Here is a 26,263-nt window from a genome sequence, read left to right as displayed (position 1 = left end):
CCTCCACGCTACGCCGCTAGGTTGGGCACCATGAGCGCCAGCCGCGACGTCGTCATCATCGGCGGAGGCCACAACGCCCTCGTCGCCGCCGCTTACCTCGCCCGAGCAGGACGAACCGTCACGGTGCTGGAGCGACAGGACCACGTCGGCGGCGCCGCCGTGTCGGAACGGCCGTGGGCGGGCGTCGACGCGCGCCTCTCGCGCTACTCGTACCTCGTGAGCCTGCTCCCCCGCACCGTCATCGACGACCTGGGGCTGCGCATCCGCCTGGAACGCCGGCGCTACTCGTCGTACACGCCCCTGCCGGACGACCCGAGCCGGGGCATCCTCATCGACAACGCGGATGCCGCGGCCACCGCCGCGAGCTTCGCGCGGGCCACCGGCGACGCCGACGAAGCGGGCCGGTTCGCGCGCTTCTCGGAGCGTCTCGCCCCGCTCGGCGCGGCGCTGTTCCCCACCGTGACCGCGCCGCTGCAGCGGGAACGCGACGCCCGCGCGGCCGTCGGCGACGACGCCCTGTGGGAGGCCGTGACCGCCCGTCCGCTCGCGGAGTTCCTTCGTGATTACCTGCAGACCGACGTCGCACGCGGTATTGCCTTCACCGACGGACTGATCGGCACGTTCGCGCGCTCGGACGACACCTCCCTGCGCCAGAACCGGTGTTTCCTGTACCACGTCATCGGCGGCGGGACCGGGGACTGGGACGTCCCGGTCGGCGGCATGGGTGCGGTCAGCGGCGAGCTCGAGCGGGCGGCACGCGCTGCCGGCGCCGAGATCCGCACCGGCGCCGAGGTCATCGCGGCGTCGCCGGACGGCGAGGTCGTCCTCGCCGACAGCGAGCGGCTCGGTGCCCGCGTGCTCCTCAGCGGCGTCGGCGCGGCGGTCCTCGACCGCCTCCTCCGCGCGGGCGGCGCCGCGGGAACGGGAGCCCCGACGCCCGAGGGCGCGCAGATCAAGGTCAACATGCTCCTCTCGCGACTCCCGCGTCTGCGCGACACGGCGGTGCATCCCCGCGCCGCGTTCGCGGGGACGTTCCACATCAACGAGACGCTGTCGCAGCTGGATGCCGCCTACGACCGGGCGGCGGAGGGCGGCATCCCGGAACCGCTGCCGGCCGAGATCTACTGCCACTCCCTGACCGACCCGTCGATCCTCGGGCCGGAGCTGCGGGCCTCGGGTGCGCAGACGCTGACCCTGTTCGGACTGCAGGTGCCGCACCGGCTCGTCGCGGAGGGCGCCGTCGACCGGGACGCCCTGTGGGCCGCCGCGCAGCGTTCGCTCGACGCGGTGCTCGCTGAACCGATCGCCGACGTGCTGTACCGCGCACCGGACGGCTCGCCGTGCGTCGAGGCGCGAACGACGGCCGACCTCGAGCGGGATCTCGGGATGCTGGGCGGCGACATCTTCCACGGCGACCTGTCGTGGCCGTGGGCCGTGGACGACGAACCGCTCGAGACCCCCGCGGATCGGTGGGGGGTCTCGAGCGGTGTCGAGGGTGTTCTGCTGTGCGGGTCGAGCGCCCGGCGCGGCGGCGCCGTCAGCGGGATCGGCGGCCACAACGCCGCGATGGCGGCCCTGGAGATGCTGTCGCGCTGAGGCTCAGTGCTGCTGCGGCGGGACGGGCGGCGCCGGGGGCGCGTCGGGCGCGCCCGGGAGGGGCGGCACCGGCGGGACCTGCGGCGAGGCAGCATCCGGAGCAGCGGGCGCGTCCGGCGCGGATGCGGGCGCCGGCGCAGCAGCGGGAGCAGCGGGAGCTGCCGGGGCCGCCTCGGGAGCCGACGCTCCGTCGGGCGTCGTGGCGCCGTAGGGCTGCTGCGGGTAGGTGGGCCAGCCGGTGTAGTACGCGTTCCAGTCGGGGCTGCCGTCGGGCATGACCGGCAGGGGCGTCCGACCGTCGGCGTACGTGGGCCACGCCTGCGCGGGCGCCGTGGCCGACGCCGTGTACGCACCACCATCGGGCTGACCCGACGTGGCGTACGCCTGCGCGCCGTAGGGTGCCGCGACCTGCGGACGCTCCTTCTTCGGGGCGAAGAGGGCGTTCACGAGCGGGACGAGCGCCGTGCCCACGGCGGCGAGGATCGCGACCGACACGAGCACACGCCAGTAGATCTCGCGGAACTCGATGAACTCCTCGAGCATCAGTGGGATGATCAGCATGATCGCGAGGATCACGACGAGGCCCATCGTCACGTAGGTGACGATGCTCGTGAAGGTGGTCTGGTAACGGGCGAAGGCCTTCGCGTAGAGGCGGACGTGCAGCAGCGCGCCCTGCAGGATCAGCAGGATCAGCAGGAACTTGAAGAAGCGCTCGGCGCCGACGCCGTAGTCGCCGGCGGCCTCCGGCATCCAGATCATGAACGCGCCGATGATGAGCGCGACGACCCACGACACGATGCTCGCGAGAGCGAACCACGCGGGGCGACGGCTGGCGAGGGATGCCTCGAGGATCGAGATCCCGGCGAAGGCCGCGAGCAGCAGGATCGTCAGGAACGCTCGCCCGACGATGCCGTTCGAGTCCCCGAGGAGCACCCACACGACGCAGACGATCGCCGCGGCGATCAGGGCGCCGATCGCGACCCAGATCGCTGCGCGGAAGATCTTGTTCGAACGGGGGGCGGTGATCGGTTCGCTCATCCTCGACATCCCTTCGGCGGAGGCCTCCCCCGCGCTCGCCCCCATCCTGTCAGACCGGCCGATGAGCAGCTCGGATGTCCACAGGGGTGGCGGCGCGTCACCGGGGTGTGGAGGACATCACCCGGGGAGGACGACCACCGGCAGCTCGTCGGCGCTCTCCTGGTGGATCTGCGCGACGTCGGCGTACGCCTCCACCGCGCGGCGTCCACCCCGGGAACGGGAAAGGGCTGCGGAGATCTCCGCAGCCCTTCGTGGTGGCGAGTGAGGGATTCGAACCCCCGAATGCAATGCAGTCTGATTTACAGTCAGATCCCTTTGGCCGCTTGGGTAACTCGCCAGGTGCGCACCCGCCCGGCTTGTGCAGTCGACCGGAGGCGCGATCCCCTACTCTACCCTCCCCGCGGGCGTGACGAAAACCGCGGCGTCAGGCGGCCGACGCGACGCGCTCGACGAAGGATTCGAGGCGGTGGCGGGTGCCGTCGATGCGGCGATCCACGCTCGCCCGGATCTCGCTCGGAGCCAGCGGCCCCGCGATGCGGACGTTGTCGTGGCAGGTCAGGTCGGCGCACACGTAGGTGCCGACGCTGTCGCCGCGGTCACCGGCATCCCCGGTCCGTCGAGCGGTGAACATCGTGACCTGATTGCCCGGCTGCATCGTGTGGCAGATGTTGCACATGGCGGAGCGACCTTGCGTCGCGCCGTTCGCGGCGCGCAGCACGATGCCGGTCGGGTGCCCGTCGATCTCGGCGACGACGTAGCCGCGGCTGCGGGTCGTGGGATCGCGCCACGCGAGGAAGTCGAGGTGATCCCACTCGAGCAGCGGGAAGTCGTGGGGCGGCTCGAGGCGTTCCCGCTCGTCCTTCGTCGCGTTCACCAGCACGTCGCGCAACTGGTCCTCTGTCAGCGGCCGCATCAGCCCATTGTACGAAGGGGCGGATGCCGCGGCTCCGCCGACGTCAGGCGCCGAGGTTCAGGATGAGCGAGGCGGTGCCGACGAGACCGATCCCCGCTGCCGTGCCGATCGCGGGCCACAGGAACCCGCGGCGGCGGATGCCAGCGAAGACGAGACCGACGATGCCGGTGAGCATCGCGACCGACCCGCCGCCGACGAGGAGGGCGAAGGCGGGGATCAGGAGCCAGCCGTACTGCTCGTCGACGGTCGCGGCGAGCAGCAGGACGAACAGGGTCGGCAGCACCGAGAGCACGACGAGCGCGACGGCGGCGATGCCCCACGCGCGCTGGGCGAGGAGCGGGACGGCGGGCGTGGTCACCCCGTCAGGCTACAGCTACGGGCGGACGCGACGACGGATGCGGCGACGCGCGGAACGTCAGTCCTGCGCCGCGATCGTGCGGCTCGTCGGCCGCAACTGCACGCGGTCGCCGGGCTGCAGGACGCGCTCCGGTCCGCCCGCCTCGTTGAGCGCCTGCACGGTGATCGCGTCGACGCAGAAGCGGTCGCCGATGCCGCGGTAGGTGTCCCCCGGCTGCACGGTGTAGAACGTGGGCTTGCCGTCGACCTTCTCGACCGGGCCTTCGGCGTACTCGCCCTTCCCGGTGTCGACGACCGTGCCCGACATGCTGACCGGGATCCGACCTTTCGCGTTGGGCTCTGCGAGGGAGATGCGCGCGATCGCGTCGCAGTCCTGATGCGTGCGGTAGCCGCCCTTGGCCGCCTCGTTGAGTGCCAGGGCCTCGGGCTGCCCCTCGGCGAGGACGGCGAGGTAGTCGCCGGCGTAGATGTCGCCGGCACCGCCGAAGTTGTTCGCGCTGTTGAAGTCCGCGCTGGCGAGGCAGAAGCGCTCGACGATCGCCCAGTACGAGTCGCCCGAGACCACCCGGTAGACCGTCGCGAGGCCCTTCCCATTGGAGCGCTCGACCACGCCGGTCGCTCCGGGCGAGATGTCGCCGCGGTCCGTGCCCGCGGGAACGCCCAGGCACTTGCTCTCGGGCGCCGGGGTCGTCTCGACGGGCGTGGGGAGCGGCGCGAGCCGCGTCGGCACGGGCGTGGGCGTGGGTGTCGCCGTCCGCGGCGGTGCCGCCGACGTGGGCGGCGCCTCGGCGACCACCTCGTCGGTCGGGATCATCCCGATGACAGCGGGCGCGGCGAGAGCCAGCAGGCCCACCACCGACCCCCCGGCGATACCGAGCATGATCTTCCCCCGACGATCCATACCTCGACGCTATCCGTCCCGGGTCACGGGCGCGCAACGATCCTCCGGCGGTACCCTCGAACGCATGGCCAGCGACAGCTCATTCGACATCGTCAGCAAGATCGATCGCCAGGAGGCGGACAACGCGCTCAACCAGGCGCGCAAGGAGGTCGAGCAGCGCTACGACTTCAAGGGCACCGGCGCCTCGATCGAGTGGAGCGGCGAGTCGATCCTCATCAAGGCGAACAGCGACGAGCGCGCCAAGGCGGTGCTCGACGTCTTCCAGTCGAAGCTGATCAAGCGCGGCATCTCGCTGAAGAGTCTCGACTCCGGCGAGCCCCAGCCCTCAGGCAAGGAGTTCCGCATCGTCTCGACCCTCAAGGAGGGCATCTCCTCCGAGGACGCGAAGAAGATCAGCAAGATGATCCGCGACGAGGGCCCCAAGTCGGTGAAGGCGCAGATCCAGGGCGACGAGCTGCGAGTGCAGTCGAAGTCCCGCGACGACCTGCAGGAAGTGCAGCGGATGCTGAAGGCCGCCGACCTCGACGTCGACCTCCAGTTCGTCAATTACCGCTGAGCACAGCGCCCGAGCACCACGGGAGCGCGGGCGGGTTGTCAAGCCCGCGCGAGCGTCGGAGCCCTCACCTAGCGTGGCAGGTCAGCACCACGAGCTTGTGAGGTCCCCGCTGTGCCTGAGCACCACCATCCCACCCCCGGCACGGTCTGGGCGCGCGTCGAGGACGGCTTCGTGACGGGGATGCTGCTGTACCGGAACGGCCGCTTCATCCAGATCCTCGAGGGCCCCGAACAGGCCGTCCGCGACACGATGGCGGAGATCGAACGGGACCCCCGCCACGACCACCTCCGGGTGCTGATCGACGAGTTCATCGACGAGCGCAACTTCGCCGAGTGGACCATGGGCTTCGAACCCATCACGACCCCGGACGCCGAGGCGCCGGAAGGCTTCCGTGACACGTTCGACGACCTCGAAGCGCACGGCGACCCGTCGGCCACCCTGCGGGCGGCACGCGAGTTGAGCCTCTGGTTCCGCGTCCGCGCGACTCAGCCGCGCTGACCGGACGACGAACGGCCCGAACCCCCTGAAGGGTCCGGGCCGTCGTCGCGTCAGCGGCTCAGAGCGTGCGGGCGAAGGGGTCGAAGTCGACCGGCACCGGCGGGACCGGGGCGACCGTGCTGTCGATCTCGAGGTACTGGCCGGTCTCGGCCGAGTCCTGCGCCGAGAGCAGCACGTCGAGCACGTGGAAGCCGAGCTCGCCGGTCGCGACGTGCGGCCGGTTCTCTGCCACGGCCCGCACCATGTCGAGCACGCCGAGGCCGCGGCCGACGACCGTGCCCTGCTGCTCGACCTCGATCCACTCCTGCTCGGTCTTCATACCGTCGCGGAACACACCGAGCGGCTTGACGTACGCCGTGCGCCCCTCGAAGCGGTTGGGATCGGGCAGCACGATCGAGCCCTCGGTGCCGTGGATCTCCACGACGCCGTGACGCTCGAGCGCCGAGTCGAAGCTCAGCAGGTGCGTGCCGTGCTGGCCGCCCTCGAAGGTCGAGAGGACCTGCACCGACGAGGGCACCTCGACGGGGAAGGTCTCGCCCGCGCGGGGACCGGTGTGGATGTGACGCTCCGTGCGGAACCGCGACCCGCGCGCGGCGACGCCGGCGATGGGCCCCAGCAGGCTGACGAGGGCCGAGAAGTAGTACGGACCCATGTCGAGCAGCGGGCCGGCACCCTTCGCGAACAGGAACGCGGGCTCGGGATGCCACAGGTCGGGGCCCTGCGTCTGGAACGCGGTCTGCACGAACAGCGGGGTGCCGATGACACCCTCGGCGATCGCGCGCTTCGCGGTCTGGAAACCCGGGCCGAGGATCGTGTCGGGCGCCGAACCGACGCGGACACCCGCAGCCTCGGCATCCTTCAGCAGCTGACGAGCACCCTCGCGGTCGAGGCCCAGCGGCTTCTCGGTCCACACGTGCTTGCCGGCGGCGACCGCCTGCGCCGAGACCGCGATGTGCGCCTCGGGGATCGTGAGGTTGACGACGAGCTCGACCTCGGGGTTGGCGAGGACGTCCTCGAGCGTGCCCCACGAGGGCACCCCGTGCTCCTCGGCCTTCGCCTTCGCGCGCTCGGGGATCAGGTCGCCGATCGCGACCACCTTCACGTCGGGGAACGACGTGAGGTTCTCGAGGTAGGTCTGGCTGATGACACCGGCACCGACGATGCCGACTCCGACGGGACCGGTCATGCGATGAACCCGCCGTCCTTCAGGAAGACGTACGAGGCCGCGATGTCCTCGAAGACGTCGCCGGGAGCCTTGTCGTACTCGATGACGGCGAACTTGATGCCCGTGCCCGCCTGCAGCGACTCGGCGAGGGGCACGTCGCCCGTGCCGGCGCGCAGCTGCTCGAGCGAGTCGGAACCGAACGCGTCGGCGCCGGGCGCCCACGGGTTGGATGCCGGGGCGATGCCGTCCTTGACGTGCACGGCGACGAGCCGGTCGCCGAGGCTCTTCACGAGCGCCGGCACGTCCTGGCCGCCGGTGAGCGCCCAGAACAGGTCGAGCTCGATCTCGACGCGGTCGTCGGTCAGCTCGAGGAAGCGCTCGTAGGCGGTCTGACCGCCGAAGTCCGCCACGAACTCCTGCGCGTGGTTGTGGTATCCGACCGTCAGGCCGAACTCCGCGGCCTTCTCGGCGGCGCGGTTCATGCGCTCGGCGATGTCGGCGACACCCTCTTCGGTGAGCCAGCGCTCGGCGGGCACGAACGGGTCGATGACCGTCGTCATGCCGATCTTCGCGGCCGCCTCGAAGACGACCTCGGGAGCGGGGGTCGGGATCGAGCCGTCCGGGGTCCAGAGCTCGTCCGAGAGCAGCGGCGCGTGGCCGGTGGGAGAGGCGAGGCCGCTGGCGTCGAGGGCCGCGCGGATCTCGTCGGGACGCCGCACGAAATCGAACGCCTCCACGTTGCGCAGGCCGATCGCAGCCAGCTTGTCGAGCGATCCGGACATGTCCTCGCTGAACTCTTTCGCGAGTGTGTAGAGCTGGACAGAGGCGAGTGGCAGAGCCATGGGCCTTCCTTCGTACGTCGTTGTCGGATGCCGCGGGGCGGCGTGGCCACGACGATAGCAGAAAAACCTCCAGTTGGAGGTTTTTCGTCGACGGCCCTACTCTGTCCCCATGGGTCAGGACGACGAGGGCGTGATCGGCCGCCGCGGATCGCAGCCGAAGGGCGTCGCCCGGCGGCAGGAGATCCTCGATCGCGCGATCGAGGTCTTCCGCGAGCGCGGGGCGCACGGCACGTCGCTCCGCAAGATCGCCGAGGCCATCGGCGTCTCGCACGCCGCCCTGCTGCACTACTTCGACTCGCGCGAACAGCTGCTCGTCGCCGTCTACAAGCACGCCGAGGACAGCCGCGTCGACTCCCCCGACCTCCGCCCCGGTATCGACACCATGATCGAGGCGGCGATCAAGAACGTCGAGGTGCCCGGTCTCGTCACCCTGTATTCCACCCTGCTCGCCGCCTCGCTCGAGACGGAGTCCGGCGTCGGGCGCGAGTTCTTCACGGCCCGTTTCACCGGGCTCCGCGCCACGATGACCGAGAGCCTGCGGCGACAGCAGGCCGAGGGCCTGGTGCGCGACGACGTCTCGGCCGAACACCTCGCGTCGCTTCTGATCGCGGCATCCGACGGTCTGCAGATCCAGTGGCTGCTCGATCCGGCGGTCGGGCTGGAATCGACCCTGCGCACCCTCGGCGCGCTCCTGCGCCCGCCCGCATGACCGGGCCGCACCTCACGCGCCGGCTCGTCGTCGTCCTCGGCTTCCTCTCGGCGGTCGGTCCGTTCGCGATCGACATGTACCTCGCGTCGCTGCCGCAGATCGCCCGCGAGCTCGTCGCGAACCTGATCAACGCGACCTACGCACCGCGCATCGGACCGGAACGGATGCTGGTGGTCGGCGCCGCGCTCGGCGTCGCGTCCGCGACGGTCATGACGGTCTCGGCGGCCACCGGCATCCTGTCGATCCCGCTCTTCCTCGGCTGCGCCTTCGCCACCATGGGGGCGGCGGGTCTCACGTTCGGCAACGCGAACGCGCTCGGCCTCGCCCGGGCGACGCCCCGCAACCGCGGCGCGGGCGCGGCCCTCATGGGCGCGTCCCAGTTCGCGGTCGGCGCGCTCATCACCCCCGTGGTGGGCCTGTGGGGCGAGGAGACCGCGGTGCCGATGGCGTGCGTCATGCTCGTCGGCGCGCTGCTCAGCCTGACGCTCGGGATCGCCTCGAACCGCGCGAGCGCCCGATCGCACCCGTCGTGAGCCACCTTTCGAGCGCACGGTAGGCCTGCTCGCGAGGGCCCGGACGCGACAGGAAGAGGTCGTGGATGCCGCCCTCGATCCGCGCGAGCGTGATGTCGCGCCCGATCCGGGTGGCGGCGCGGGCGATGTCGTCGACGACGAGTACCGAGTCGCTGCCGGTCATCTCGGCGTTCCACGCGAACGGATTCGTCGACGCGGTGGACAGCATCACGAGGGTCGGAACGCCCACGTCGATGCCCGCCGACACCCGACGGTGCCCCTCGACGATCGCGGCGAGCCAGCCCGGGTGCGTCGGGAACCCGCGCTCGGGCCGCCACTCGCGCCGGTAGCCGCGGACGGGCAGCGCGCCCACCTCGGTCTGCGCGCGGGTGTAGAAGCCGAGGTCGACGACGGGGTGCGCACCCAACGGATCGACGCGTGCCCGCATCTGCACGAGGGGCGACAGCGCCTGGCGCCCGAGGGTGCCGATCTGCAGTTCGAGCCATGGGCTGTTGAGGACGAGCCCCGCGAGGCGGCCGTGGTGCCGCGAGGCCCAGAGCGTCGCGGTGAGGCCGCCCGTCGAATGCCCCATCATCACGAGCCGGCGCCGCGACGGCGCACCCCCGGGACCGTGACCCATCGCGTCGAGGGCCGTGGCGATGTCGGCGTCGTACACCTCGAGCGACGTCACGAACCCGGGCGTCTGGCCGGGGCGCAGGCTGCGGCCGTACTTGCGCAGATCGAGCGCGTGGAAGCGCGCTCCGTGCGAAGTCCAGAACCGGGCGAGCTCGACCTGGAAGAAGTAGTCGGACCAGCCGTGCAGATAGAGGACGTCGACGTCGCGCAGCGGCCCCGTCAGCCGCGCGAGCGTCGGCGGCTCGAGGCGGACGAGCGTCGCGACGACCTCGCCCTCCTGGTCGGCGCCGAGGGGCAGCGTCAGGGACTGGAACGGACGCCCGAGGACGTCCGTCTCCCACTCGCCGCTCATCGAAGCCTCACTCGCCGCGCGAGACCCGCACCATCTCGTCGCGGTCGACGACCTTGATCCGCTCACGCTCGTGCGGTGCACCGAGGGCGACCTCGTGCTCGTCGAGCCGGTGCCATCCATCGAGGTCGGTCCACGCGACCTGCCGCTCGGCGAGGAGCGCGATGATCGCCTCGTCGGACGGGTCCTCGGGGGTCCACCACGACGCCTGGTCGTTGATGAGGTGGCGGATCGTCTCCATGGCGTCGGACTTCGTGTGACCGATGAGGCCGACCGGGCCGCGCTTGATCCAGCCGGTCGCGTACACGCCGGGGACCCGCTCGTTCGAGCCCTTCTTCAGCACCTGACCCTCGTGGTTGGGGATGACGCCGTGGCGCTTGTCGAACGGCACGTCCGGCAGCGGCGAACCGAAGTAGCCCACGGCGCGGTAGACCTGGCCGACCGGGATCTCGCGGAGCTCGCCCGTGCCCTCGACCCCGCCGGAGCCGTCGGGGCGGGTGCGCTCGGTGACGATCGCCGCGACGCGGCCGTCGGCATCCTTCTTGATCTCGACGGGACGCGCCCAGAAGTGCAGGTGCAGCCGGCGACTCGCCTCGCCGCCGGCGTTGTTGACGCTCGGCCGCTGGCGCCACGACTGCAGGACGCGGTCGATGACCATGACCTGCTTGTTCGAGGCGATCGCGGCCTTCGACGCCTCGTCGTAGTCGAAGTCCTCGTCGTAGACGACCATGTCGACGTCGCGCAGCTCGCCGAGCTCGCGCAGCTCGAGGGGGGTGAACTTCACCTGCGCGGGACCGCGACGACCGAACACGTGCACGTCGGTGACGGGCGAGGCCTTCAGGCCCTCGAAGACGTTCGCGGGGATCTCGGTGGGCAGCAGGTCGTCGGCGTGCTTGGCGAGCACGCGCGCCACGTCGAGCGCGACGTTGCCGTTGCCGAGGACGGCGACGGATGCCGCATCCAGCGGCCACTCGCGCGGGAAGTCCGGGTGTCCGTCGTACCAGCTGACGAAGTCCGCGGCGCCGAAGGAGCCGTCGGCGTCGATGCCGGGGATGTCGAGGGCGGCGTCCTTGATCGCGCCCGTCGCGAAGATGACCGCGTTGTAGTGCTTCTTCAGGTCGGCGAGGGTGATGTCGGTGCCGAAGCGAACGTTGCCGAAGATGCGGATGTCGCCGCGGTCGAGCACGTCGCGGAGCGCGTTGATGATGCCCTTGATGCGCGGGTGGTCGGGGGCGACGCCGTAGCGCACGAGACCGTAGGGCGCCGGCAGGTGGTCGAACAGGTCGATCGAGACGTCGAACTTGCGCTCGGCCTTGAGGAGGATGTCCGCCGCGTAGATGCCGGCGGGTCCCGCGCCGACGATGGCCAGCCGGAGCTTGGTCATGGGTGTCCTTTCCGAGAGCCCGCGCGCGGGCGTGACGAAGAAGCGGCGGTTCCGCCGGTGATCAGCTGGAGCGGTCGACGACGACCTGCGCGAAGCGCGTGAGCGCCTCACGGACGAGGCCGTCCGGGAGGGGCGAGAGGGCGGCGACGGCGCGGTCCGACCATTCGTGCGCGAGACGGCGGGTGGCCTCGGTCGCGGGGTGGTCGCGCAGCTGCGCGAGCGGGGCGTCGAGGATGACGGGGTCGGCGCCGTCGGAGATGCGGGCGACACCCTCGTCGATCGTGACCTTGAGCGCCTGCGAGGCCGGGTCGGTCGCACGGCCGAGGAGCAGGTAGGGCATCGTCGGCACGCCGGCGCGCAGGTCGGTGCCGGGGACCTTGCCGGTCTCCTCGGCGTCGGCCGACAGGTCGATGACGTCGTCGAGCAGCTGGAAGGCGACACCGACGCGCTCACCGAACTCGCGCACCGGGGCGGCGTACTCGTCGGAGGCGTCGGAGAAGACGACGCCGGTCTCGGCGGCGGCGGCGATCAGCGAACCGGTTTTGTCGCTGAGGACCTGCAGGTAGAAGTCGACCGGGTCGTCGCCCGGCTGGGCGCCCACGGTCTCGTGCATCTGACCGAGCACGAGTCGCTCGAAGGTGTCGGCCTGCAGCCGGATGGCGCGCTCGCCCACCTGTGCCATGAGCTGGCTGGCCCGCGAGAAGAGCAGGTCGCCGGTGAGGATCGCGACGCTGTTGCCCCACACCGCGTGGGCGCTGGGAACGCCGCGGCGACGGTCGGCCTCGTCCATGACGTCGTCGTGGTACAGCGAGCCGAGGTGGGTCATCTCGAGCGCCGTCGCGCCGGCGAGGACGTCGTCGGTGACCCCGGAGCCGAGCTGCGCCGTGAGGATCGCGAGCATCGGCCGCATCCGCTTTCCGCCGGCCTCGTAGAGGTAGCGCGAGGTGACGTCGGCGAGCGAGTCCCCGACCTTCAGCTCACCGGCGAGGCGGGCTTCGACGAGGTCGAGTCCCTCTTCGACCGTGGCGAGCAGCTTGCGCATGCGCGGGCCCACGAAGATGCGCTCGGTGACGCCGAGACGGCTCGCGATCTGCGAGCCCGGAGTACCGGGACGGGGGGTCATGCCTCCAGCGTACCCGTCGCGCCTCAGGCCCGGCCCGGGGTTGCGGGCTTGCGCGCGCGGTGCAGTGCGACGATCCCGAAGCTCAGGTCGCGCCAGGCGACCTGCTCCCACCCGGCGGCGCGGATGCGGCCGGCGAGGGTGCGCTGATCGGGCCAGTCGCGGATCGACTCGTTGAGGTAGTCGTAGGCGTCGGCGTTCGAGCTGAACGCCCGCGCGACGACGGGCAGGACGCGGTCGTTGTAGAAGCGGTACAGCCCGCGCATGAGCGCTGCCGGCGGGTGCGAGAACTCGCAGATGACGAGGCTGCCGCCGGGCTTGGTGACGCGCAGCATCTCGCGCAGCGCCTTTTCGGGGTCGTTGACGTTGCGCAGCCCGAACGAGATCGTCACGGTGTCGAACTCCTCGTCGCCGAACGGCAGGGCCGTCGCGTCCGCCTCGACGAAGGACAGGTTCGGGATGCCGCCGTGCCGCCGCTTGCCCTCGGCGATCATCCCCGCCGAGAAGTCGCCCGCGACGACCTCGGCACCCGAGCGGGCGAGCGAGACCGAGCTCGCGCCGGTGCCGGCGGCGAGGTCGAGGATCCTCTGCCCGCGCCGCGGTGCGATGGCGCGCGTCGTCGCGATGCGCCACAGCTTGTCGTTGCCGAGGCTGAGGATCGTGTTGGTGCGGTCGTAGCCCGCCGCGACCTCGTCGAACATGCCGCTGACGCGCGCGGGATCCTTGCCGAGGTCCGCGCGGGTGGACGGGGTGCGGGAGGGCTGTTCGGTCACGTGTCGAGCCTAATCGGGGCGGGATGCCGCGGGGCTGCGCGCGAGGCTCGGGTGGGTGCTGCCGGATTAGGCTGAGAGCGTGACTTCGACTGCGCTCGGCGCTCCCCGGCTGCGCGCCGTCACCCGCCGCATCGAGCCGGTCGACGACCCCCTCTCCTACGCCGCGCCCGACGACCCGACGGTCTGGTCGCGTCGCGGCGACATGCTCGTCGGCTGGGGCCGCGCCGCCGAGCTTCCGGCGGGAGAGTCCGCCGTCGCCTGGTGGCGGGCCGTCAGCGCTGCGGCCGAGGTCGACGACAAGGTGCGGATGCCGGGATCCGGCCTCGTCGCGTTCGGCGCGCTGCCGTTCGACCCGGCCCACAGCTCGTCGAGCGCGACGCTGACGGTGCCGAAGATGATCATCGGCCGCCGCGGCGACACGAGCTGGGTCACCCACGTCTTCACCGACGGTGAGCCCGAGCGTCCCGAGCCGCAGTCCATACCCTTCGGGCCGCATTGGTCGGCGGTCGTGGGGCCGGGGGCCTGCACACCCGACGGCTACCAGGCGGAGGTGCGGGCCGGGCTCGAAGCGATCGCCTCGGGCGAGGTCGCCAAGGTGGTGCTGGCGCGCGACCTCGTCGGCTCCGTGCCTGCCGGATCGGATCTGCGACGACTCGTCCGCGCCCTCGCCTCGGCCTACCCGGACACCTGGACCTTTGCCGTCGACGGCGCGATCGGAGCGAGCCCCGAGACCCTCGTCACGGTCTCGGGCGGTACGGTCACGGCGCGTGTGCTGGCCGGGACCGCCGCGCGGGGCGCCGACGCCGACGCCGACACCGCGGCATCCGTCGCCCTCGCCACCAGTGCGAAAGACCTCGACGAGCACCGGTACGCCGTGCAGAGTGTGCTGACGGCGCTGCGCGCGCACACGACCGCGCTGGTGGCCGAGCCCGAGCCGTTCATGCTGAAGCTGCCGAACGTGTGGCACCTCGCGACGGATGTCGAGGGCACGCTCTCGGGCCACGCGTCGGCGCTCGACCTCGTCGAGGTGCTGCACCCGACGGCGGCGGTCGCCGGAACTCCGACGCAGGCGGCGCTCGAGGTGATCCGTCGGGTCGAGCCGTTCGACCGCGGCCGCTACGCCGGGCCGGTCGGCTGGATCGACGCGAACGGCGACGGCGAATGGGCGATCGCGCTGCGATGCGCGCAGTTCGACGTGCACGGCGACGGCGACATCGCGCTCACCGCCCACGCCGGCGCGGGCATCGTCGCCGGGAGCGACCCCGAGACCGAGATGCTCGAGACCCGGGTGAAGTTCCGTCCCATCGTCGACGCGCTCGCCTGAGGGCGGTCAGACGTCCGCGAGGAACGTCTCGACGGTCGCGGCGAAGTCGGGGTGGTCCTGGGGCCGGTGACCATGGCCCGACAGGGTCCGGCGATGCGCACCGTGTCGCTCGAGCACCTCGGCGATCGCGTCGTACTCGGCGTTCCACCCGCCCGTGACGACGAGGGTCGGGATGCCGCGCAGCATCGCGGCGTCCACGCCGAACCCCCAGGGCGGTCGCCTCGCCGCGAAGCGCGCGACCCCGGCACGCTCGGGCTCCCAGCGCGCCGGGTCGGCGGGGCCGCCGAACATGAGGGGTCGCACGACGGACCAGTAGCCGAAGAGGTCGCCGGTGTCGGCGAGGGCTCTTGCGCGGGAGATCCCGGCGATATGGGCCTCGATCGCGGGATGGCCTCGAGCGACGTCGTAGAGCGCCGGCTCGACGAGGACGAGAGCTCGGGGCGACAGCCGGGCTGCGGCGAGCGCGACGGGGACGGCGGCGGCGGAATGGGAAAACACGGTCGCGCCTCGCGGCGCGGCATCCGTCAGCGAAGCGGAGAGCGCGTCGAGCGGGAGGGTGAGGTCGAGCGGGAGGTACTGCGCATCGCCGGGCGCCGACGAGGGCCAGGCGGAGGGGCCGTCGCGGTCGGCGCTGTGGACGTACAGTCGCATCCGATCAGGGTACGACTGGCGGGTCCGGGGGTAGTCCGGCAGGGTGGGAGGACCGTGTTCCACCGCTTCTCCGGTTCCGCCGACGCGCCGCCCGTGCTCCTGCTCCACGGCGGCGGTGTCGCGGGCTGGATGTGGGACCCCGTGCGCGATCGTCTCGAGCGGAACCACCTCGTCCTGATCCCGGATCTGCCCGGGCACGACCGCTCGGCCGAGATGCCGTACGTCTCGCACGCCGACACGGTCGCGCAGCTCGCGCAGCTGCTCGAGGCGACCGTGCCCGGTCGGACGGCCACGGTGATCGGGTTCTCGCTCGGCGCGCAGTTGGCCATCCTGCTCGCCGCGCATCATCCCGACCTCGTGAGTCGAGCGGTTGTGGTCAGCGCTCAGGTGGAACCCCTCCCGTTCACTCCGCTCACCCTCGCCGCGCTCCGTCTCAGCGCTCCCCTCGCCCGACGGCGGTGGTTCGCCCGCGCGCAGGCGCGACAGCTCCGCATCCCCTCGCATCTCATGGCGGACTACCTTCGCACCAGCGCCGCGCTGACGGCGCCGTCGCTGGTCGCCGCCGTGGGTGAGAATCTGCGGTTCCGACTGCCCGCCGCGTGGTCGTCGTTCCCCGGGCGAGCACTGGTCATGGTGGGAGCGCGCGAACCACGGGTGATGCTCGCGTCCGCGGCATCCATCCATGACGCTTTGCCGGGCAGCCATCGGGACATCGTCGAGGGATGCGGTCACGGGATCCCGCTCGAACGACCGGAGTGGTTCGCCGACCACGTCACGGAGTGGCTGGGGCGTTCTCGGAGAGGCCGATCAGCTCCGCGATGACCCGCGGGTGGGCGAGCACCCGGAAGTGGCCGCCCGTGTCGAGGCGCACGTTCTTGGCGGCGCCGGGCAGGTCGCTGCCCTCGGGGATGTGCGGATCGAACCGCCCGTACACCGAGACGATGCGCGCGTTGACCTCGTGCTCCCGCGACAGTGCGATGATCGTGGCGCTGCGCGGGGAGAAGATCCGCAACGACGGGAGCACCATGAGCCGTCCGTACCGCGATCCCCCGAACGGGGTGGCCACGGCGAGCATCGCGCGGACGCGGCCGGTGGGCGCGTCGACGACCATGGCGCGTTTGCCGACCAGTCCGCCCTTGCTGTGCGCGAGCAGCACGCAGCCGCGCAGGTCCTGCTCGGCGAGGTAGTCGACGACCCGGGCGGCGGCGTCATCGACGGGACGTCGGTTGCGGCGGAGCACCGGCAGGACGTGCACGGGATGCCCGCGGTCGTGCATCGCGCGGATGAGCGGCGTCATGAACCGCCAGGTCTCGTACACGCCGGGGAGGATGACGATGGGCGTGAGCTCACCCGTCAGGAACTGCCGCGGATCGGTGCGCGTCAGGGTCGCGGCGACCTGCCAGCGCAGCGCGTAGAGGTAGTCGCGCGCCCACCACGCCGCGTTGCGGACGACAGAGGTCATCGCAACTCCTGCCGTGCGCGGAACGCGAGGATCGCGTCGGCGACCCCTCGCGGGGCGCTGTGCTGGACGACGTGTCCGCTGCCGGGGATCTCCGACGTCTCGGCATCCGCGGCACCGGCGGACAGCCGTCGACACCACGCCGCCCCCGCGATGGGGTCGCGCGCACCGCGGATGACGAGCAGAGGGCGTGCGAGTGCTCGCACCCGATCCTCGATGCGGTAGGCGAGCATGTGGCGCAGTTGCCGCAGGTACCAGGGGATGCCGCACCGCACGTAGTCGCTGAGGACGAGCCAGTTCGCGAGCGGCGGCTCGCGGAAGATGTCGAGCGCCAGCGCGAGTGCCTGGGCTGTGGGTGTGCGGTGCCGGTCGTCGGCGACGGGACCCATCGCGACGACGTGCGTGACCAGATCGGGACGCTGCGCGGCGAGTTCGATCACCCACTGGCTGCCCATCGAGTGGCCGACCGCGACGACCGGCGGGAGGTCGAGGTGCGCGAGGAGGCGGGCGATCGCGGCGGCCATCGCCGGGACGTCGAGCTCCCGCGGGGGGTGAGGGAGCCCGCCGAACCCGGGCAGATCGATCGAGACGACGGCGTGGTCGTGCGCCAGCTCGGCGTGGAGGCGGCGCAGATAGCGGTGCGACATGCCGATGCCGTGCACGAGGAGGTACGTGTGCGCCGCGTCGGCGCGCGGCGAGAGGACGACGCGGAAGGTGTTGCCGCCGACCGTGACCTCGTGGATCGGCGGGCCGTCTGGACGTGCCCTCACGCGATGCCTTTCGTCGCCGGAGAGGTTCACGGTAGCCGGGTGCGGGACGTGTGGTGCGGGGGTTGACCTGGCGGGGGTTGGGGTTGGGTGTGGGTGCGGGGTGGTGAGTGGGCACGGTGCGCGCGACGCGGCGGGGTGGGCGCGGATTCGGAGATGCGGGTCGGATTCGGAGATGTGCGTCGGATTCGGATCAGGTGCGAGGTGTCGATCCGAACTTGGCGACATTCTCCGATTCCGGTGGGGGCGAGGATCGGACCTCGGGTGGCGCCCTCACCGGATGAGAGGACTCTCATTTTCCGGATGTGCACAACGCGTGTTCTGGGCCTGTTTTGGCGGGTTGGATGTCGGTGGCCAGTGGCAGAGTGCAGGTATGACGGATGCGGCGGAAACCCCCGGTGGCGAGGACTATCTCACCACCTTGGCGGGGGTTGTCGCGGACGTCGACTCCGCGGCCCGGCGGATCGCCGCTGCGCAGATCGAGGAACTGCGCGCACTGGCCGCCGCCGGCCGTCTCGCCGAAGCGCAGACTGCCCAACGGAACGCGCGGGTGCAGGTGCACGACATGGCGTTGCGATCAATCGCCGCGGAGGTCGGCGGGGTCATACGGGTCACCGACCGAACCGTGCAACGGCGGATCGGTGAAGCACGGACCCTGGTCGAAGGCTTCCCGGCGACGGTCGCGGCGTGGGAGCAAGGTCGCATTGTGCGGGGCCACGCGATCGCGATCGTGGAGACCGGCACAAGTCTGCCTGCGGAGATGTGGGCGGAGTTCGAACAGATCGCGATCAGCCGATGCGAGAAGGACACCCCGAACCGGGTGCGAGGCGAGTTGGAGATCCTCGCGCACCGGATGCACCCGCGCTCGTTCGCCGAGCGGCACGAGGAGGCCGCGGCGACGCGGTGCGTTCGATTGGTGCCGGGGCGGGACGGGATGAGCGACCTGATCGCGACCCTTCCGACGGTGATTGCGGAGGGGATTCACGACAGGCTCACGCAGCAGGCCAGAGCGATCATCGACACCCGCGACGAGCGCGTCGCTGCGCGAGGCCCGGCTGAGGTCGCTTTCGGGAAAGCATCTCCGCACAGCGAACACGACAGCGACAGCAGCAGCGAGGGCAACGATCCCGCTGCGATCGTTGCGACAGATCGACGATCGACCGATCAGGTCCGCGCTGACGTGTTCGCCGACCTCCTCCTCGCCGGGACACCCGCGCTCGATGACACCCGCGACACCACCGCCGGACCCCTCGGCGCAATCCGGGCACGCGTGCAGGTGCTCGTCCCCGCCGCCACCCTCACCGGAGAAGACGATGGGCCGTGCGACCTCACCGGCCGGTCCCCGATCGACCCCGCGACGGCCCGCACCCTCGCCGGTGGCACCGGGATGTGGGAGCGCCTCTTCCACGACCCCACCACCGGGGTCACCGTCGCGACCGACTCATACCGTGTCCCGTCGGGGATGCGACGGTTCCTGCAAGCCCGGGACCAGCACTGCCGGTTCCCGGGATGCCGCGTCGCAGCCATCCGCTGCGAAGTCGACCACACCCACGACCACGCCCTCGGCGGCCGCACCGAACTCACCAACTTGGCGCACCTGTGCCAACGGCACCACTCCATGAAGCAGTTCACCGCCTGGAGAGTCCGACAACTCAAGGGTGGCGTCCTCGAATGGACCTCACCCCTCGGCAGGACCTACCGCGAAGACGCCCCCACCCCGGCCGTCGCCTTCACCCCTGCCGCACCACCATCGCCGCCACCCGCACCAGCGGAACCCGCACCCTTCTGACGCCCGCGGCGCGAACAAGCGCGTCCCCGCCGCGCACGCCTCCCGCCAAAGCCCTCAGCCCACGGCCTACTGCCCGCACTCGTCCAATGCCGATGGCCGACTACGTCGCCTCCCTCCGCTCGCGCATCGGCACGGACTTCCTGCTCCTTCCGGGCGTGACCGCCGTCATCCGCGACGGGCAGAACTTACTCCTCGCCCGCCACCGCCACTCCGGACTCTGGAGCCTCATCGGCGGCGTCGAGCCCGGAGAGGAGCCCGCCGAGTCCCTCGCGCGCGAAGTCCTCGAAGCGACGGGCGCCCGTGTCCGCATCCGCGGCATCGTCGGGTCTACGCGGGCGAACCGATGATGGTCACGTACCCCAACGGCGACCAGGTCGGATACGTCACCACCGCTTACGACGGCGAACTCACGAGCGACGCCACACCCGACGGCGACGAACTGCTCGAGATCGCCTGGTTCTCCCGCGACGCGATCCCCACCCTCCCCCGCCGCGACTGCATCGACCGCGTCATCGGCGACGTCCGCGACGATCTGTAGGGTGCCGCCATGACGACCGACATCCGCGACGACCGCACCGTCGTCCTCCTGCACGGCTGGCCGGGACTCCCCTCCGACTACGACGCGGTCATCGCCGACCTGACCGACCTCCGCACCCTCACCCCCGACCTCCTCGGCATGGGGACCGGGTTCGACGGCATCCCGAGCGTCGAGGCATCCACCGCCGAATCGCACGCCGAACGCGTCCTCGGGCAGCTCGACGACGCCGGGATCACGAGCGGCGTCATCATCGCCGGCTACGACATCGGCAGCCGCATCGCCCAAGCCGCCCTCCGCGCAGACCCGAGCCGGTTCCACGGCGCCGTCCTCACCCCGGCCTACCCGGGCGTCGGCGACCGCGCCGCATCCCCCGCCCTCGCCTCCGTGTTCTGGTACCAGCACTTCCACCGCGACCCCGTCGCCACCCAGCTCATCGACGGCGACGAACGCGCCGTCCGCACCTACCTCACCCACACCTGGAACAGTTGGCGAGCGGATGCCGCACCCCCGCCGCACCTCGACGAGATCATCGCCGCCTACGCACGGCCGGGCGCGTTCGCCGCCAGCCTGCAGTGGTACGTCGCCAACCGCGGCTACACCGCCGACACGGCCCCCGTCACCGTTCCGACGACGATGCTGTGGCCCGGCGCCGACCCGCTGTTCTCGACCGACTGGACCGACAGGCTGCCCGACCACTTCACCGACGTCCGCCTCGACGTCATCCCTAGATGCGGGCACTTCATCCCTGTCGAGCGGCCCGACGCCGTCGTCCGCGCCATCCGCTCGCACCTCGACTGACCGCTCAGGTCGCCGCGAGCCGCGCCTTCTCGACCTCGACGTCGAAGTCCGCCGCCGGCCACTGCGGATCGATCCGCTCCAAGACCTCGATCAGCAGCGCCTGCACCGCCAACCGGGCGTACCACTTGTGGTTCGCCGGCACCACCAACCACGGCGCACGATCCGTCGACGTCCGATCGAACACCGCCTGATACGCGTCCATGTACGCCGGCCACAGCTCCCGCTCGTCGACGTCGCCGGGGTTGTACTTCCAGTGCTTGTCCGGCCGCTCGAGCCGCTCCGTCAGACGCGCCTTCTGCTCATCGCCCGAGATGTGCAGCATGACCTTCACGAGGTGCACACCGCGCTCCGCCAGCCGGTCCTCGAAGTCGACGATGGCGCCATACCGTCGCTGGATCTCCTCGGGAGCCGCGAGCTGCCGCACCCGACCGATCAGCACGTCCTCGTAATGCGACCGGTCGAACACCCCGATGTACCCGGGCTCGGGAACCTCCCGCTCGATCCGCCACAGGAAGTCGTGCGCCAGCTCCTCGGGCGTCGGCTTCTTGAACGCCTTCAGATGCACGCCCTGCGGATCCGTCGCCCCGATCACGTGCCGGACGATCCCGCCCTTGCCCGCCGAATCCATCGCCTGCAGCACGAGCAGCACCGACGGCGCATCCGGCTGCGTGCGACTCTGTGCGTACAGCCGCTCCTGCAACTGATCGAACTCGTCCGCCGCGGCGGCGAGATCCGCCTGCCCCGACTTCTTGTCGCCGTCGTACCCGGGCGTCGACGCCGGGTCGACGTCGGCGAGGCGGAACCCCGCCCCCACCCGCAACAGCGTCGACGGTGACCCGGTCCAGTGATCGTCAGCACTCATGCGGCACATCCTGCCCTGCCGGAGACCTGAGCGCGACGGTCTTGCGGATGCCGCGGCTACCGCGTCAGCGGGACCTCGATGATCTGGCGTCCCCCGGCCGGCGACGTCAACGCCTGGTCGAGCGCGCCGCGCGTCGTCACCCGGCGGTACTCCCACCCGTACGCGCGGGCGATCTCTTCGACACGTGCCGTCTGCGGCGTGAACTGCACCCGGTCGAACGCCTCGGCACCGGCGATCCCGGCAACCTCCAGACCGTCGAAGATCGTCCCGCCGCCGTCGTTGCCGACGATGACCTGGATCCGCGGCTCCCCCTCGGTCGGAGGATGCAGCAGCGCCCCCACGTCGTGCAGGAACGCCAGGTCGCCCAGCAGCACCCGCGTGACCCCCGGCGTCGCACCGCGCTGCGAGGCGGCCGCGATCCCGAGCCCTGTCGCGACCGTGCCGTCGATGCCGGCGAGCCCGCGGTTCGCGTGCACCGGCACCTTCTTGCCGCCGAGGATCTCGTCCGCCACCCGGACCAGCCGCGACGACCCGAATAGCAGCCGGTCGTGCGGCCACGTGGCCCGCCACACGGCATCCACCAGAACCGCCCGATCGACGGGCGCGCGGATCGCGCCGAGCTCGGCCGAGATCGCCCCCAACCGCTCGGCCGGCACCGCCGACGACAGCGCATCGGCATCGGGCGCGGCGGGACTGAGGTCGACGATCTGCTCCCGCGACGCCCTCATCCACGCTCCGAGCCACTCCCGGTCCGCGGCCGCCGACGGAGCGGTCACGCCGTCCACGGCGACCGTCGTGCCGTTGAGGTTCAGCTGCTCGCCCGGACCGCGCACCGCGAGCACCTCGACGTCCGCGCGACTCAGCAGCCGGGCGACCTCGCGGCTCAGCGTCGGGTGCCCGAACACGACCGCCCGTTCGACGCGGCCGCCGAGCTCGGGGTCGGACAGCAGCCGCCGGTACCCGTGCACGAGATGCCGACCGAACCGCGCGCCGCTCACGATCTCGGCGATGAGCGGGTACCCGCCCTCGTGCGCCAACTGCTCGGCATCCGTCCCCGCATCGGCGCCCGCGACGACGACCGTCCGCGGCCCCGCCGCGAGCACGACCGGCTCCGCACCGGCGACCTGGAGCGCCGCGCCGACGCCCCCGCCGCCCTGGTAGTGCGCGCCCCACTCCGTTTCGGCGGTCTCGTCGGCGGCGTCCGCAGGGTCGGATGCCGCGACGACACCGGTCGACGACGGCAGCCACTCCGGCAGCGCACCGGCGAGCGGCTCGCGGAACGGGACGTTGAGGTGCACGGGCCCGGCGACGCGGGATCCGGCGCCCACCGCGGCATCCCACCCCTCGTCGGCGGCGGCGCGGAACGGCGCCACCTCGTCGCCGTCGATCGCGTCCGCGAGCGCCTCGGCGACCGGCAGGTCGGATTCGAGTCGGACGAAGCCCGAGAACATCCCCGGCTGGCGCGTGGCCTGGTTCGCGCCGACCCCGCGCAGCTCGGGCGGGCGGTCCGCGGTCAGCAGCAGCAGCGGCACACCGGAGTGGTGCGCTTCGAGCACGGCGGGGAGGAGGTTCGCGACCGCGGTGCCGGACGTGCAGATCACGGCCGCCGGCATCCGGTCCTCGCGTCCGATGCCGAGCGCGGTGAACCCGGCGACGCGCTCATCGATGCGCACGTGCAGCCGGATGAGGCCGCGCGACTCGAGTTCGGCCGCGACCAGCGCGAGGGCCTGCGACCGGGAGCCCGGCGAGAGGACGACGTGGCGCAGCCCGCGATCGATCAACCGGCCGAGCAGCGCCGCCGCAGCGTCGGTCGCGGGCGCGCGGCCGGATCCGTCGCGCGTCATGTCAGGAACGCGACCCGCGCGACTGCTCGTCGGAGTCGTCGTCCGCCGGCGGGTCGACGGGGCGCTCGCGCGGGTCGGGCGCCTCGGAGTCGAGGGCGGCGAGCTCCTCCTCGAGGCGGCGGATGCGCTCGTCCTGATCGCTCGTGGTGTTGAGGCGACCGAGGAAGTCGGGGTCGTCGTCGGGGGCGCGGAAGACCACCCGGTTCGACGACGCGCGCGAGCGACCGATGACGAACCAGAGGATGCCGCCCACGACCGGCAGCAGGATCACGATGAGCAGCCAGATCGGCTTGCTGACCCCGCGGTGACGGGTCGGGGACTGCACGGCGCAATCGACGATGCTGTAGACCCAGAACGCGGCCAGCAGCAGCGCCAGAACGAGGTACACGCGCGCCATTCCTCCATCCTAGGCGCGCGCCCGCGGCCCGAGGCGGCCGGGGCGAACCCCCGGGTGCACGGCCGTAGAATGGCGGTATGCGCGCCCGGTCAGCCTTCGTCTACGCGCTGCTGCGGCTGCTCGCCTTCTTCGTCCCGTTCGGGATCATGATGCTCTTCCCGGTGCTGCGCGAGCAGTACTGGCTCGCGGCGATCTTCGCGGCCCTGATCGGACTGAGCCTCTCGATGCTCTTCCTGCGTCGCCCTCTCGACGAGGTCTCGACCGGCATCGCCGAGACCCGCGCGGCGCGCAAGCGTGCCGCGGACGAATCCGTCGAGGACCCCGCGGACTGACGCTCAGGCGACGTACGCCCAGAGGATGAACGCGCTCCACGCGAGCGACGCGAGCGAGCTGAGCTGCAGCGCGACGATGAGCTCCCGCGGGGTGCGGTACGTCCAGACGATGAGCGTCGCCGACAGCGTCGCGAGCAGCACGATGAGCGACAGCCACGCCACCGGGTAGAAGACCGCCAGCACCGGCACGATGGCGAACGGCACGAGCATGAACACGGTGTAGAGCACCTGCGACGCGCGCTTGCCGATGAGCACGGTCAGCGTGCGCTTGCCGGCGACGCGGTCCTGATCGATGTCGCGCAGGTTGTTCGTCACGAGCACACCGCACGCGAGGGCGCCGACGGCGATCGAGGGCACCCAGGACTCCTGCGGCACGGACCCCGCCTGCACGAACGTCGTCCCGATGACCGCGACGGGGCCGAAGAAGACGAAGACGAACAGCTCGCCGAGGCCGAAGTAGCCGTACGGACGCTTGCCGCCGGTGTAGAACCACGCCGCGACGATGCAGACCGCGCCCACGGCGAGCAGCCACCAGAACTGCGTGCGGATGACGATCGCGAGGCCCGTGACGGCCGCGATCCCGAAGAAGAGGAGAGCCGCGATCAGGACGGCGCGGGGCGCGACGCGTCCCGAGGCGGTGAGGCGGGTCGGGCCGACCCGGTGGTCGTCGGTGCCGCGGACGCCGTCGCTGTAGTCGTTCGCGAAGTTGACCGCGATCTGCAGCGACACGGCCACCACGAGGCAGCTCAGCGCGAGCACCCAGTGGAACCCGGCGCCGACGGCGATCGCCGCACCCGTGCCGACGAGGATCGGGCTGATCGCGAGCGGCAGGGTGCGCAGTCGCGCGGCGCCGATCCAGTCGCGCGCCGTCACCGGGGCGGGCTTCGGCGGGGCGGACGAGACGCGCGCCTTCGCCGGGTTGCCGCGCGAACCGGAGCGCTTCGCGGCGGGCTTACGGGAGGTCTTTCGGGATGCGGCCACGAGCAAGGATCCTATTCGTCCTCCGCCAGCAGCCGTCGGAGCAGCGCCCGGTCGGGCTTGCCGCTCGTCGTCAACGGCACGGCGTCGAGCACGAGCAGCTCGCGCGGTCGCGCCGGCGCACCGATCGCCGCGGCGACGACGCGGCGCGCCTCGTCGAGCACGTCGGGCTCGGTCCGGTCGGCGAGCGCCGCCCGCGAGAGGACGACGACGGATGCCGCGCCCCAGCGCTCGTCCGTCGTCGGCACGATCACGGCGCCCTCGAGCCCCGGCACGGTGCGCACGGCCTGCTCGACCCGGTCGAGCGAAACGTTCACCCCGCCGGAGACGATGACGTTGTCGCGGCGCCCCGTCACCCGCAGCACGCCGTCCTCGACGGACCCGGTGTCGCCCGTGCGGTACCAGCGGGTCCCGTCCGCGTCGCGCACGAACACCTCGGCGGTGAGCTCGGGCTCGCCGAGGTAGCCGTCGGCGAGCGTCGGGCCGCTCAGCTGCACCTCGCCGTCTGCGATCCGCATGCGCACGCCCTCGAGCGGCCGCCCGTCGTAGACGCAGCCGCCGCTCGTCTCGGTCGACCCGTAGGTGCGGACGACCCGGGCGCCGAGGGCCGCGGCCCGTTCGGAGAGCGCGGGCGGTAGGGCCTGCCCGCCGACGAGCACGGCCTCGAACGAGGCGAACGCGCGGGCGACCGCGGCATCCCTCTCCCCCGCCTCGACCAGCGTCTGCACCTGCGCCGGCACGAGTGACGTGTACGTCGGGATGCGGCGCCCGCCCTCGCTCGCGGCCATCGCCGATGCGGCGGCGGTGAAGGTCTGCGCCGTGAACGAGCCTGCGAGGATCGCCGGGTCGCGCCCGGCGACGAGCGCGCGGACCATGACCTGCACGCCGGCGACGTAGGTCGCGGGCAGGGCGAGCAGCCAGGCGCCGCTGCCGATCCGCTCGGCGGTCGCGAGCGCCGACGAGGTCAGCGCCGACCGGCTGAGCGCGACCGACTTGGGGTAGCCCGTCGATCCGCTCGTCGTGACGACCACCGCGGTTCCGGCGGGCACCTCGTCCGGCAGGTCCGACGCGGCACCGAGCGCGACCGCGGGCCCCGCACCGAGCACCGCGGAGCGCAGCGCCCGCAGCACGTCGCGGGGATCGGCGGAGTCGAGCGGGCGCAGCTGCATCGTGGG

Annotated in this window: 30 protein-coding genes and 1 tRNA gene; 12 read left to right on the top strand and 19 right to left on the bottom strand. The window is 71.8% G+C overall.

Annotation, left to right across the window (positions count from 1 at the left end; all coding sequences use genetic code 11):
- Positions 1–30: 30 nt before the first annotated feature.
- Positions 31–1,596, top strand: a complete 1,566-nt coding sequence (locus Q9S36_RS12445) for an NAD(P)/FAD-dependent oxidoreductase (protein ID WP_311285407.1) — start codon at positions 31–33, stop codon at positions 1,594–1,596.
- Between the two features lie 3 nt (positions 1,597–1,599).
- On the opposite strand, the gene Q9S36_RS12440 is transcribed toward Q9S36_RS12445, so the two are convergent.
- From Q9S36_RS12440 to Q9S36_RS12420, 5 genes are all read right to left on the bottom strand, one after another.
- A complete protein-coding gene (locus Q9S36_RS12440) occupies positions 1,600–2,634 on the bottom strand; it encodes a hypothetical protein (RefSeq protein ID WP_311285406.1) in 1,035 nt (344 codons plus the stop codon).
- A gap of 252 nt (positions 2,635–2,886) precedes the next feature.
- Positions 2,887–2,971: transfer RNA gene (locus Q9S36_RS12435), tRNA-Tyr, on the bottom strand.
- Between the two features lie 87 nt (positions 2,972–3,058).
- Positions 3,059–3,547 (bottom strand): FBP domain-containing protein, encoded by a 489-nt coding sequence (locus Q9S36_RS12430; protein WP_064002942.1) that lies wholly within the window; start codon positions 3,545–3,547, stop codon positions 3,059–3,061.
- Positions 3,548–3,590: 43 nt separating this feature from the next.
- The gene (locus Q9S36_RS12425) at positions 3,591–3,905 is read right to left on the bottom strand and encodes a hypothetical protein (RefSeq protein WP_311285405.1); all 315 of its coding nucleotides are present in this window, start codon (positions 3,903–3,905) and stop codon (positions 3,591–3,593) included.
- Positions 3,906–3,962: 57 nt separating this feature from the next.
- Complete coding sequence (locus Q9S36_RS12420) at positions 3,963–4,805, bottom strand: LysM peptidoglycan-binding domain-containing protein (protein WP_311285404.1); 843 nt, start codon at positions 4,803–4,805, stop codon at positions 3,963–3,965.
- A gap of 64 nt (positions 4,806–4,869) precedes the next feature.
- Between Q9S36_RS12420 and Q9S36_RS12415 the strand changes: the two genes are divergently transcribed.
- Both Q9S36_RS12415 and Q9S36_RS12410 read left to right on the top strand, forming a co-directional pair.
- Positions 4,870–5,361, top strand: coding sequence for a YajQ family cyclic di-GMP-binding protein (locus Q9S36_RS12415; RefSeq protein WP_217530714.1), 492 nt, complete (start codon positions 4,870–4,872; stop codon positions 5,359–5,361).
- A 111-nt stretch (positions 5,362–5,472) separates the two neighbouring features.
- Positions 5,473–5,859, top strand: coding sequence for a BLUF domain-containing protein (locus Q9S36_RS12410; protein WP_311285403.1), 387 nt, complete (start codon positions 5,473–5,475; stop codon positions 5,857–5,859).
- A 58-nt stretch (positions 5,860–5,917) separates the two neighbouring features.
- Here Q9S36_RS12410 and Q9S36_RS12405 read toward each other — a convergent pair whose 3' ends face one another.
- Together Q9S36_RS12405 and Q9S36_RS12400 are read right to left on the bottom strand one after the other, a co-directional pair.
- Positions 5,918–7,045 (bottom strand): Gfo/Idh/MocA family oxidoreductase, encoded by a 1,128-nt coding sequence (locus Q9S36_RS12405; protein ID WP_311285402.1) that lies wholly within the window; start codon positions 7,043–7,045, stop codon positions 5,918–5,920.
- Entirely contained in the window at positions 7,042–7,866 is an 825-nt protein-coding gene (locus Q9S36_RS12400; RefSeq protein WP_311285401.1) for a sugar phosphate isomerase/epimerase, read from the bottom strand. Before Q9S36_RS12400 ends, Q9S36_RS12405 begins: the two co-directional genes overlap by 4 nt.
- 109 nt (positions 7,867–7,975) lie before the next feature.
- Here Q9S36_RS12400 and Q9S36_RS12395 point away from each other — a divergent pair, with 109 nt between their 5' ends.
- Both Q9S36_RS12395 and Q9S36_RS12390 read left to right on the top strand, forming a co-directional pair.
- Complete coding sequence (locus Q9S36_RS12395) at positions 7,976–8,575, top strand: TetR/AcrR family transcriptional regulator (RefSeq protein WP_217530708.1); 600 nt, start codon at positions 7,976–7,978, stop codon at positions 8,573–8,575.
- On the top strand, positions 8,572–9,108 hold the full coding sequence (locus Q9S36_RS12390) for a hypothetical protein (protein ID WP_311285400.1): 537 nt from the start codon (positions 8,572–8,574) through the stop codon (positions 9,106–9,108). The genes Q9S36_RS12395 and Q9S36_RS12390 overlap by 4 nt, the downstream gene beginning before the upstream one ends.
- On the opposite strand, the gene Q9S36_RS12385 is transcribed toward Q9S36_RS12390, so the two are convergent.
- The 4 genes from Q9S36_RS12385 to Q9S36_RS12370 all read right to left on the bottom strand — a co-directional run bounded on the left by Q9S36_RS12385 (position 9,050) and on the right by Q9S36_RS12370 (position 13,349).
- Complete coding sequence (locus Q9S36_RS12385; RefSeq protein WP_311285399.1) at positions 9,050–10,075, bottom strand: alpha/beta hydrolase; 1,026 nt, start codon at positions 10,073–10,075, stop codon at positions 9,050–9,052. The genes Q9S36_RS12390 and Q9S36_RS12385 overlap by 59 nt on opposite strands.
- Positions 10,076–10,082: 7 nt before the next feature.
- Positions 10,083–11,456, bottom strand: a complete 1,374-nt coding sequence (locus Q9S36_RS12380) for an FAD-dependent oxidoreductase (RefSeq protein ID WP_311285398.1) — start codon at positions 11,454–11,456, stop codon at positions 10,083–10,085.
- A gap of 61 nt (positions 11,457–11,517) precedes the next feature.
- Positions 11,518–12,579, bottom strand: a complete 1,062-nt coding sequence (locus tag Q9S36_RS12375; RefSeq protein WP_311285397.1) for a polyprenyl synthetase family protein — start codon at positions 12,577–12,579, stop codon at positions 11,518–11,520.
- 23 nt (positions 12,580–12,602) lie between these two features.
- Positions 12,603–13,349, bottom strand: a complete 747-nt coding sequence (locus Q9S36_RS12370; protein WP_311285396.1) for a demethylmenaquinone methyltransferase — start codon at positions 13,347–13,349, stop codon at positions 12,603–12,605.
- Between the two features lie 79 nt (positions 13,350–13,428).
- Between Q9S36_RS12370 and Q9S36_RS12365 the strand changes: the two genes are divergently transcribed.
- Positions 13,429–14,673 carry an isochorismate synthase gene (locus Q9S36_RS12365; RefSeq protein ID WP_311285395.1) on the top strand — a complete coding sequence of 415 codons (1,245 nt, stop codon included), beginning with the start codon at positions 13,429–13,431 and terminating at the stop codon, positions 14,671–14,673.
- A gap of 6 nt (positions 14,674–14,679) precedes the next feature.
- Here Q9S36_RS12365 and Q9S36_RS12360 read toward each other — a convergent pair whose 3' ends face one another.
- Positions 14,680–15,324, bottom strand: coding sequence for a hypothetical protein (locus tag Q9S36_RS12360; protein WP_311285394.1), 645 nt, complete (start codon positions 15,322–15,324; stop codon positions 14,680–14,682).
- A gap of 54 nt (positions 15,325–15,378) precedes the next feature.
- Here Q9S36_RS12360 and Q9S36_RS12355 point away from each other — a divergent pair, with 54 nt between their 5' ends.
- A complete protein-coding gene (locus Q9S36_RS12355; RefSeq protein ID WP_311285393.1) occupies positions 15,379–16,146 on the top strand; it encodes an alpha/beta hydrolase in 768 nt (255 codons plus the stop codon).
- Here Q9S36_RS12355 and Q9S36_RS12350 read toward each other — a convergent pair.
- Together Q9S36_RS12350 and Q9S36_RS12345 are read right to left on the bottom strand one after the other, a co-directional pair.
- Positions 16,097–16,786 carry an alpha/beta hydrolase gene (locus Q9S36_RS12350; protein WP_311285392.1) on the bottom strand — a complete coding sequence of 230 codons (690 nt, stop codon included), beginning with the start codon at positions 16,784–16,786 and terminating at the stop codon, positions 16,097–16,099. The genes Q9S36_RS12355 and Q9S36_RS12350 overlap by 50 nt on opposite strands.
- On the bottom strand, positions 16,783–17,553 hold the full coding sequence (locus Q9S36_RS12345) for an alpha/beta fold hydrolase (protein WP_311285391.1): 771 nt from the start codon (positions 17,551–17,553) through the stop codon (positions 16,783–16,785). Before Q9S36_RS12345 ends, Q9S36_RS12350 begins: the two co-directional genes overlap by 4 nt.
- A 370-nt stretch (positions 17,554–17,923) precedes the next feature.
- Between Q9S36_RS12345 and Q9S36_RS12340 the strand changes: the two genes are divergently transcribed.
- The 4 genes from Q9S36_RS12340 (at position 17,924) to Q9S36_RS12325 (ending at position 20,675) form a co-directional block, all read left to right on the top strand.
- On the top strand, positions 17,924–19,339 hold the full coding sequence (locus Q9S36_RS12340) for a DUF222 domain-containing protein (RefSeq protein ID WP_311285575.1): 1,416 nt from the start codon (positions 17,924–17,926) through the stop codon (positions 19,337–19,339).
- Positions 19,340–19,431: 92 nt separating this feature from the next.
- Entirely contained in the window at positions 19,432–19,686 is a 255-nt protein-coding gene (locus tag Q9S36_RS12335; protein ID WP_311285390.1) for an NUDIX domain-containing protein, read from the top strand.
- Positions 19,683–19,877, top strand: a complete 195-nt coding sequence (locus Q9S36_RS12330) for a hypothetical protein (protein WP_311285389.1) — start codon at positions 19,683–19,685, stop codon at positions 19,875–19,877. Before Q9S36_RS12335 ends, Q9S36_RS12330 begins: the two co-directional genes overlap by 4 nt.
- A gap of 9 nt (positions 19,878–19,886) precedes the next feature.
- Positions 19,887–20,675, top strand: a complete 789-nt coding sequence (locus Q9S36_RS12325) for an alpha/beta hydrolase (RefSeq protein WP_311285388.1) — start codon at positions 19,887–19,889, stop codon at positions 20,673–20,675.
- A gap of 4 nt (positions 20,676–20,679) precedes the next feature.
- Here Q9S36_RS12325 and Q9S36_RS12320 read toward each other — a convergent pair whose 3' ends face one another.
- The 3 genes from Q9S36_RS12320 to Q9S36_RS12310 are packed head-to-tail and all read right to left on the bottom strand — an operon-like array spanning position 20,680 to position 23,778.
- Positions 20,680–21,537, bottom strand: coding sequence for a PPK2 family polyphosphate kinase (locus Q9S36_RS12320; protein ID WP_311285387.1), 858 nt, complete (start codon positions 21,535–21,537; stop codon positions 20,680–20,682).
- 56 nt (positions 21,538–21,593) lie between these two features.
- Positions 21,594–23,381 carry a 2-succinyl-5-enolpyruvyl-6-hydroxy-3-cyclohexene-1-carboxylic-acid synthase gene (gene menD, locus Q9S36_RS12315; protein WP_311285386.1) on the bottom strand — a complete coding sequence of 596 codons (1,788 nt, stop codon included), beginning with the start codon at positions 23,379–23,381 and terminating at the stop codon, positions 21,594–21,596.
- A 1-nt stretch (position 23,382) separates the two neighbouring features.
- A complete protein-coding gene (locus tag Q9S36_RS12310; RefSeq protein ID WP_253035346.1) occupies positions 23,383–23,778 on the bottom strand; it encodes a PLD nuclease N-terminal domain-containing protein in 396 nt (131 codons plus the stop codon).
- Positions 23,779–23,855: 77 nt separating this feature from the next.
- Here Q9S36_RS12310 and Q9S36_RS12305 point away from each other — a divergent pair, with 77 nt between their 5' ends.
- Entirely contained in the window at positions 23,856–24,110 is a 255-nt protein-coding gene (locus Q9S36_RS12305) for a DUF4229 domain-containing protein (RefSeq protein WP_311285385.1), read from the top strand.
- Positions 24,111–24,113: 3 nt separating this feature from the next.
- On the opposite strand, the gene Q9S36_RS12300 is transcribed toward Q9S36_RS12305, so the two are convergent.
- A complete protein-coding gene (locus Q9S36_RS12300) occupies positions 24,114–25,091 on the bottom strand; it encodes a 1,4-dihydroxy-2-naphthoate polyprenyltransferase (RefSeq protein WP_217530679.1) in 978 nt (325 codons plus the stop codon).
- 11 nt (positions 25,092–25,102) lie between these two features.
- The gene (locus tag Q9S36_RS12295) at positions 25,103–26,257 is read right to left on the bottom strand and encodes an AMP-binding protein (RefSeq protein ID WP_311285384.1); all 1,155 of its coding nucleotides are present in this window, start codon (positions 26,255–26,257) and stop codon (positions 25,103–25,105) included.
- Positions 26,258–26,263 lie beyond the last annotated feature (6 nt).

The sequence above is a fragment of the Microbacterium sp. ARD31 genome (genome assembly GCF_031844425.1).
Note: the sequence above shows the minus strand (reverse complement) of the source record. Positions and strands in the feature narration are given on the sequence as shown.

What these genes read in the sequence shown, in the direction of transcription:
- Q9S36_RS12445 (WP_311285407.1), top strand. Translation starts at nt 31, where the DNA reads ATGAGCGCCAGCCGCGACGTCGTCATCATCGGCGGAGGCCACAACGCC.
- Q9S36_RS12440 (WP_311285406.1), bottom strand. Translation starts at nt 2,634, where the DNA reads ATGAGCGAACCGATCACCGCCCCCCGTTCGAACAAGATCTTCCGCGCA.
- Q9S36_RS12430 (WP_064002942.1), bottom strand. Translation starts at nt 3,547, where the DNA reads ATGCGGCCGCTGACAGAGGACCAGTTGCGCGACGTGCTGGTGAACGCG.
- Q9S36_RS12420 (WP_311285404.1), bottom strand. Translation starts at nt 4,805, where the DNA reads ATGGATCGTCGGGGGAAGATCATGCTCGGTATCGCCGGGGGGTCGGTG.
- Q9S36_RS12415 (WP_217530714.1), top strand. Translation starts at nt 4,870, where the DNA reads ATGGCCAGCGACAGCTCATTCGACATCGTCAGCAAGATCGATCGCCAG.
- Q9S36_RS12405 (WP_311285402.1), bottom strand. Translation starts at nt 7,045, where the DNA reads ATGACCGGTCCCGTCGGAGTCGGCATCGTCGGTGCCGGTGTCATCAGC.
- Q9S36_RS12400 (WP_311285401.1), bottom strand. Translation starts at nt 7,866, where the DNA reads ATGGCTCTGCCACTCGCCTCTGTCCAGCTCTACACACTCGCGAAAGAG.
- Q9S36_RS12395 (WP_217530708.1), top strand. Translation starts at nt 7,976, where the DNA reads ATGGGTCAGGACGACGAGGGCGTGATCGGCCGCCGCGGATCGCAGCCG.
- Q9S36_RS12390 (WP_311285400.1), top strand. Translation starts at nt 8,572, where the DNA reads ATGACCGGGCCGCACCTCACGCGCCGGCTCGTCGTCGTCCTCGGCTTC.
- Q9S36_RS12385 (WP_311285399.1), bottom strand. Translation starts at nt 10,075, where the DNA reads ATGAGCGGCGAGTGGGAGACGGACGTCCTCGGGCGTCCGTTCCAGTCC.
- Q9S36_RS12380 (WP_311285398.1), bottom strand. Translation starts at nt 11,456, where the DNA reads ATGACCAAGCTCCGGCTGGCCATCGTCGGCGCGGGACCCGCCGGCATC.
- Q9S36_RS12375 (WP_311285397.1), bottom strand. Translation starts at nt 12,579, where the DNA reads ATGACCCCCCGTCCCGGTACTCCGGGCTCGCAGATCGCGAGCCGTCTC.
- Q9S36_RS12360 (WP_311285394.1), bottom strand. Translation starts at nt 15,324, where the DNA reads ATGCGACTGTACGTCCACAGCGCCGACCGCGACGGCCCCTCCGCCTGG.
- Q9S36_RS12350 (WP_311285392.1), bottom strand. Translation starts at nt 16,786, where the DNA reads ATGACCTCTGTCGTCCGCAACGCGGCGTGGTGGGCGCGCGACTACCTC.
- Q9S36_RS12340 (WP_311285575.1), top strand. Translation starts at nt 17,924, where the DNA reads ATGACGGATGCGGCGGAAACCCCCGGTGGCGAGGACTATCTCACCACC.
- Q9S36_RS12335 (WP_311285390.1), top strand. Translation starts at nt 19,432, where the DNA reads ATGGCCGACTACGTCGCCTCCCTCCGCTCGCGCATCGGCACGGACTTC.
- Q9S36_RS12330 (WP_311285389.1), top strand. Translation starts at nt 19,683, where the DNA reads ATGATGGTCACGTACCCCAACGGCGACCAGGTCGGATACGTCACCACC.
- Q9S36_RS12325 (WP_311285388.1), top strand. Translation starts at nt 19,887, where the DNA reads ATGACGACCGACATCCGCGACGACCGCACCGTCGTCCTCCTGCACGGC.
- Q9S36_RS12320 (WP_311285387.1), bottom strand. Translation starts at nt 21,537, where the DNA reads ATGAGTGCTGACGATCACTGGACCGGGTCACCGTCGACGCTGTTGCGG.
- menD (WP_311285386.1), bottom strand. Translation starts at nt 23,381, where the DNA reads ATGACGCGCGACGGATCCGGCCGCGCGCCCGCGACCGACGCTGCGGCG.
- Q9S36_RS12310 (WP_253035346.1), bottom strand. Translation starts at nt 23,778, where the DNA reads ATGGCGCGCGTGTACCTCGTTCTGGCGCTGCTGCTGGCCGCGTTCTGG.
- Q9S36_RS12305 (WP_311285385.1), top strand. Translation starts at nt 23,856, where the DNA reads ATGCGCGCCCGGTCAGCCTTCGTCTACGCGCTGCTGCGGCTGCTCGCC.
- Q9S36_RS12295 (WP_311285384.1), bottom strand. Translation starts at nt 26,257, where the DNA reads ATGCAGCTGCGCCCGCTCGACTCCGCCGATCCCCGCGACGTGCTGCGG.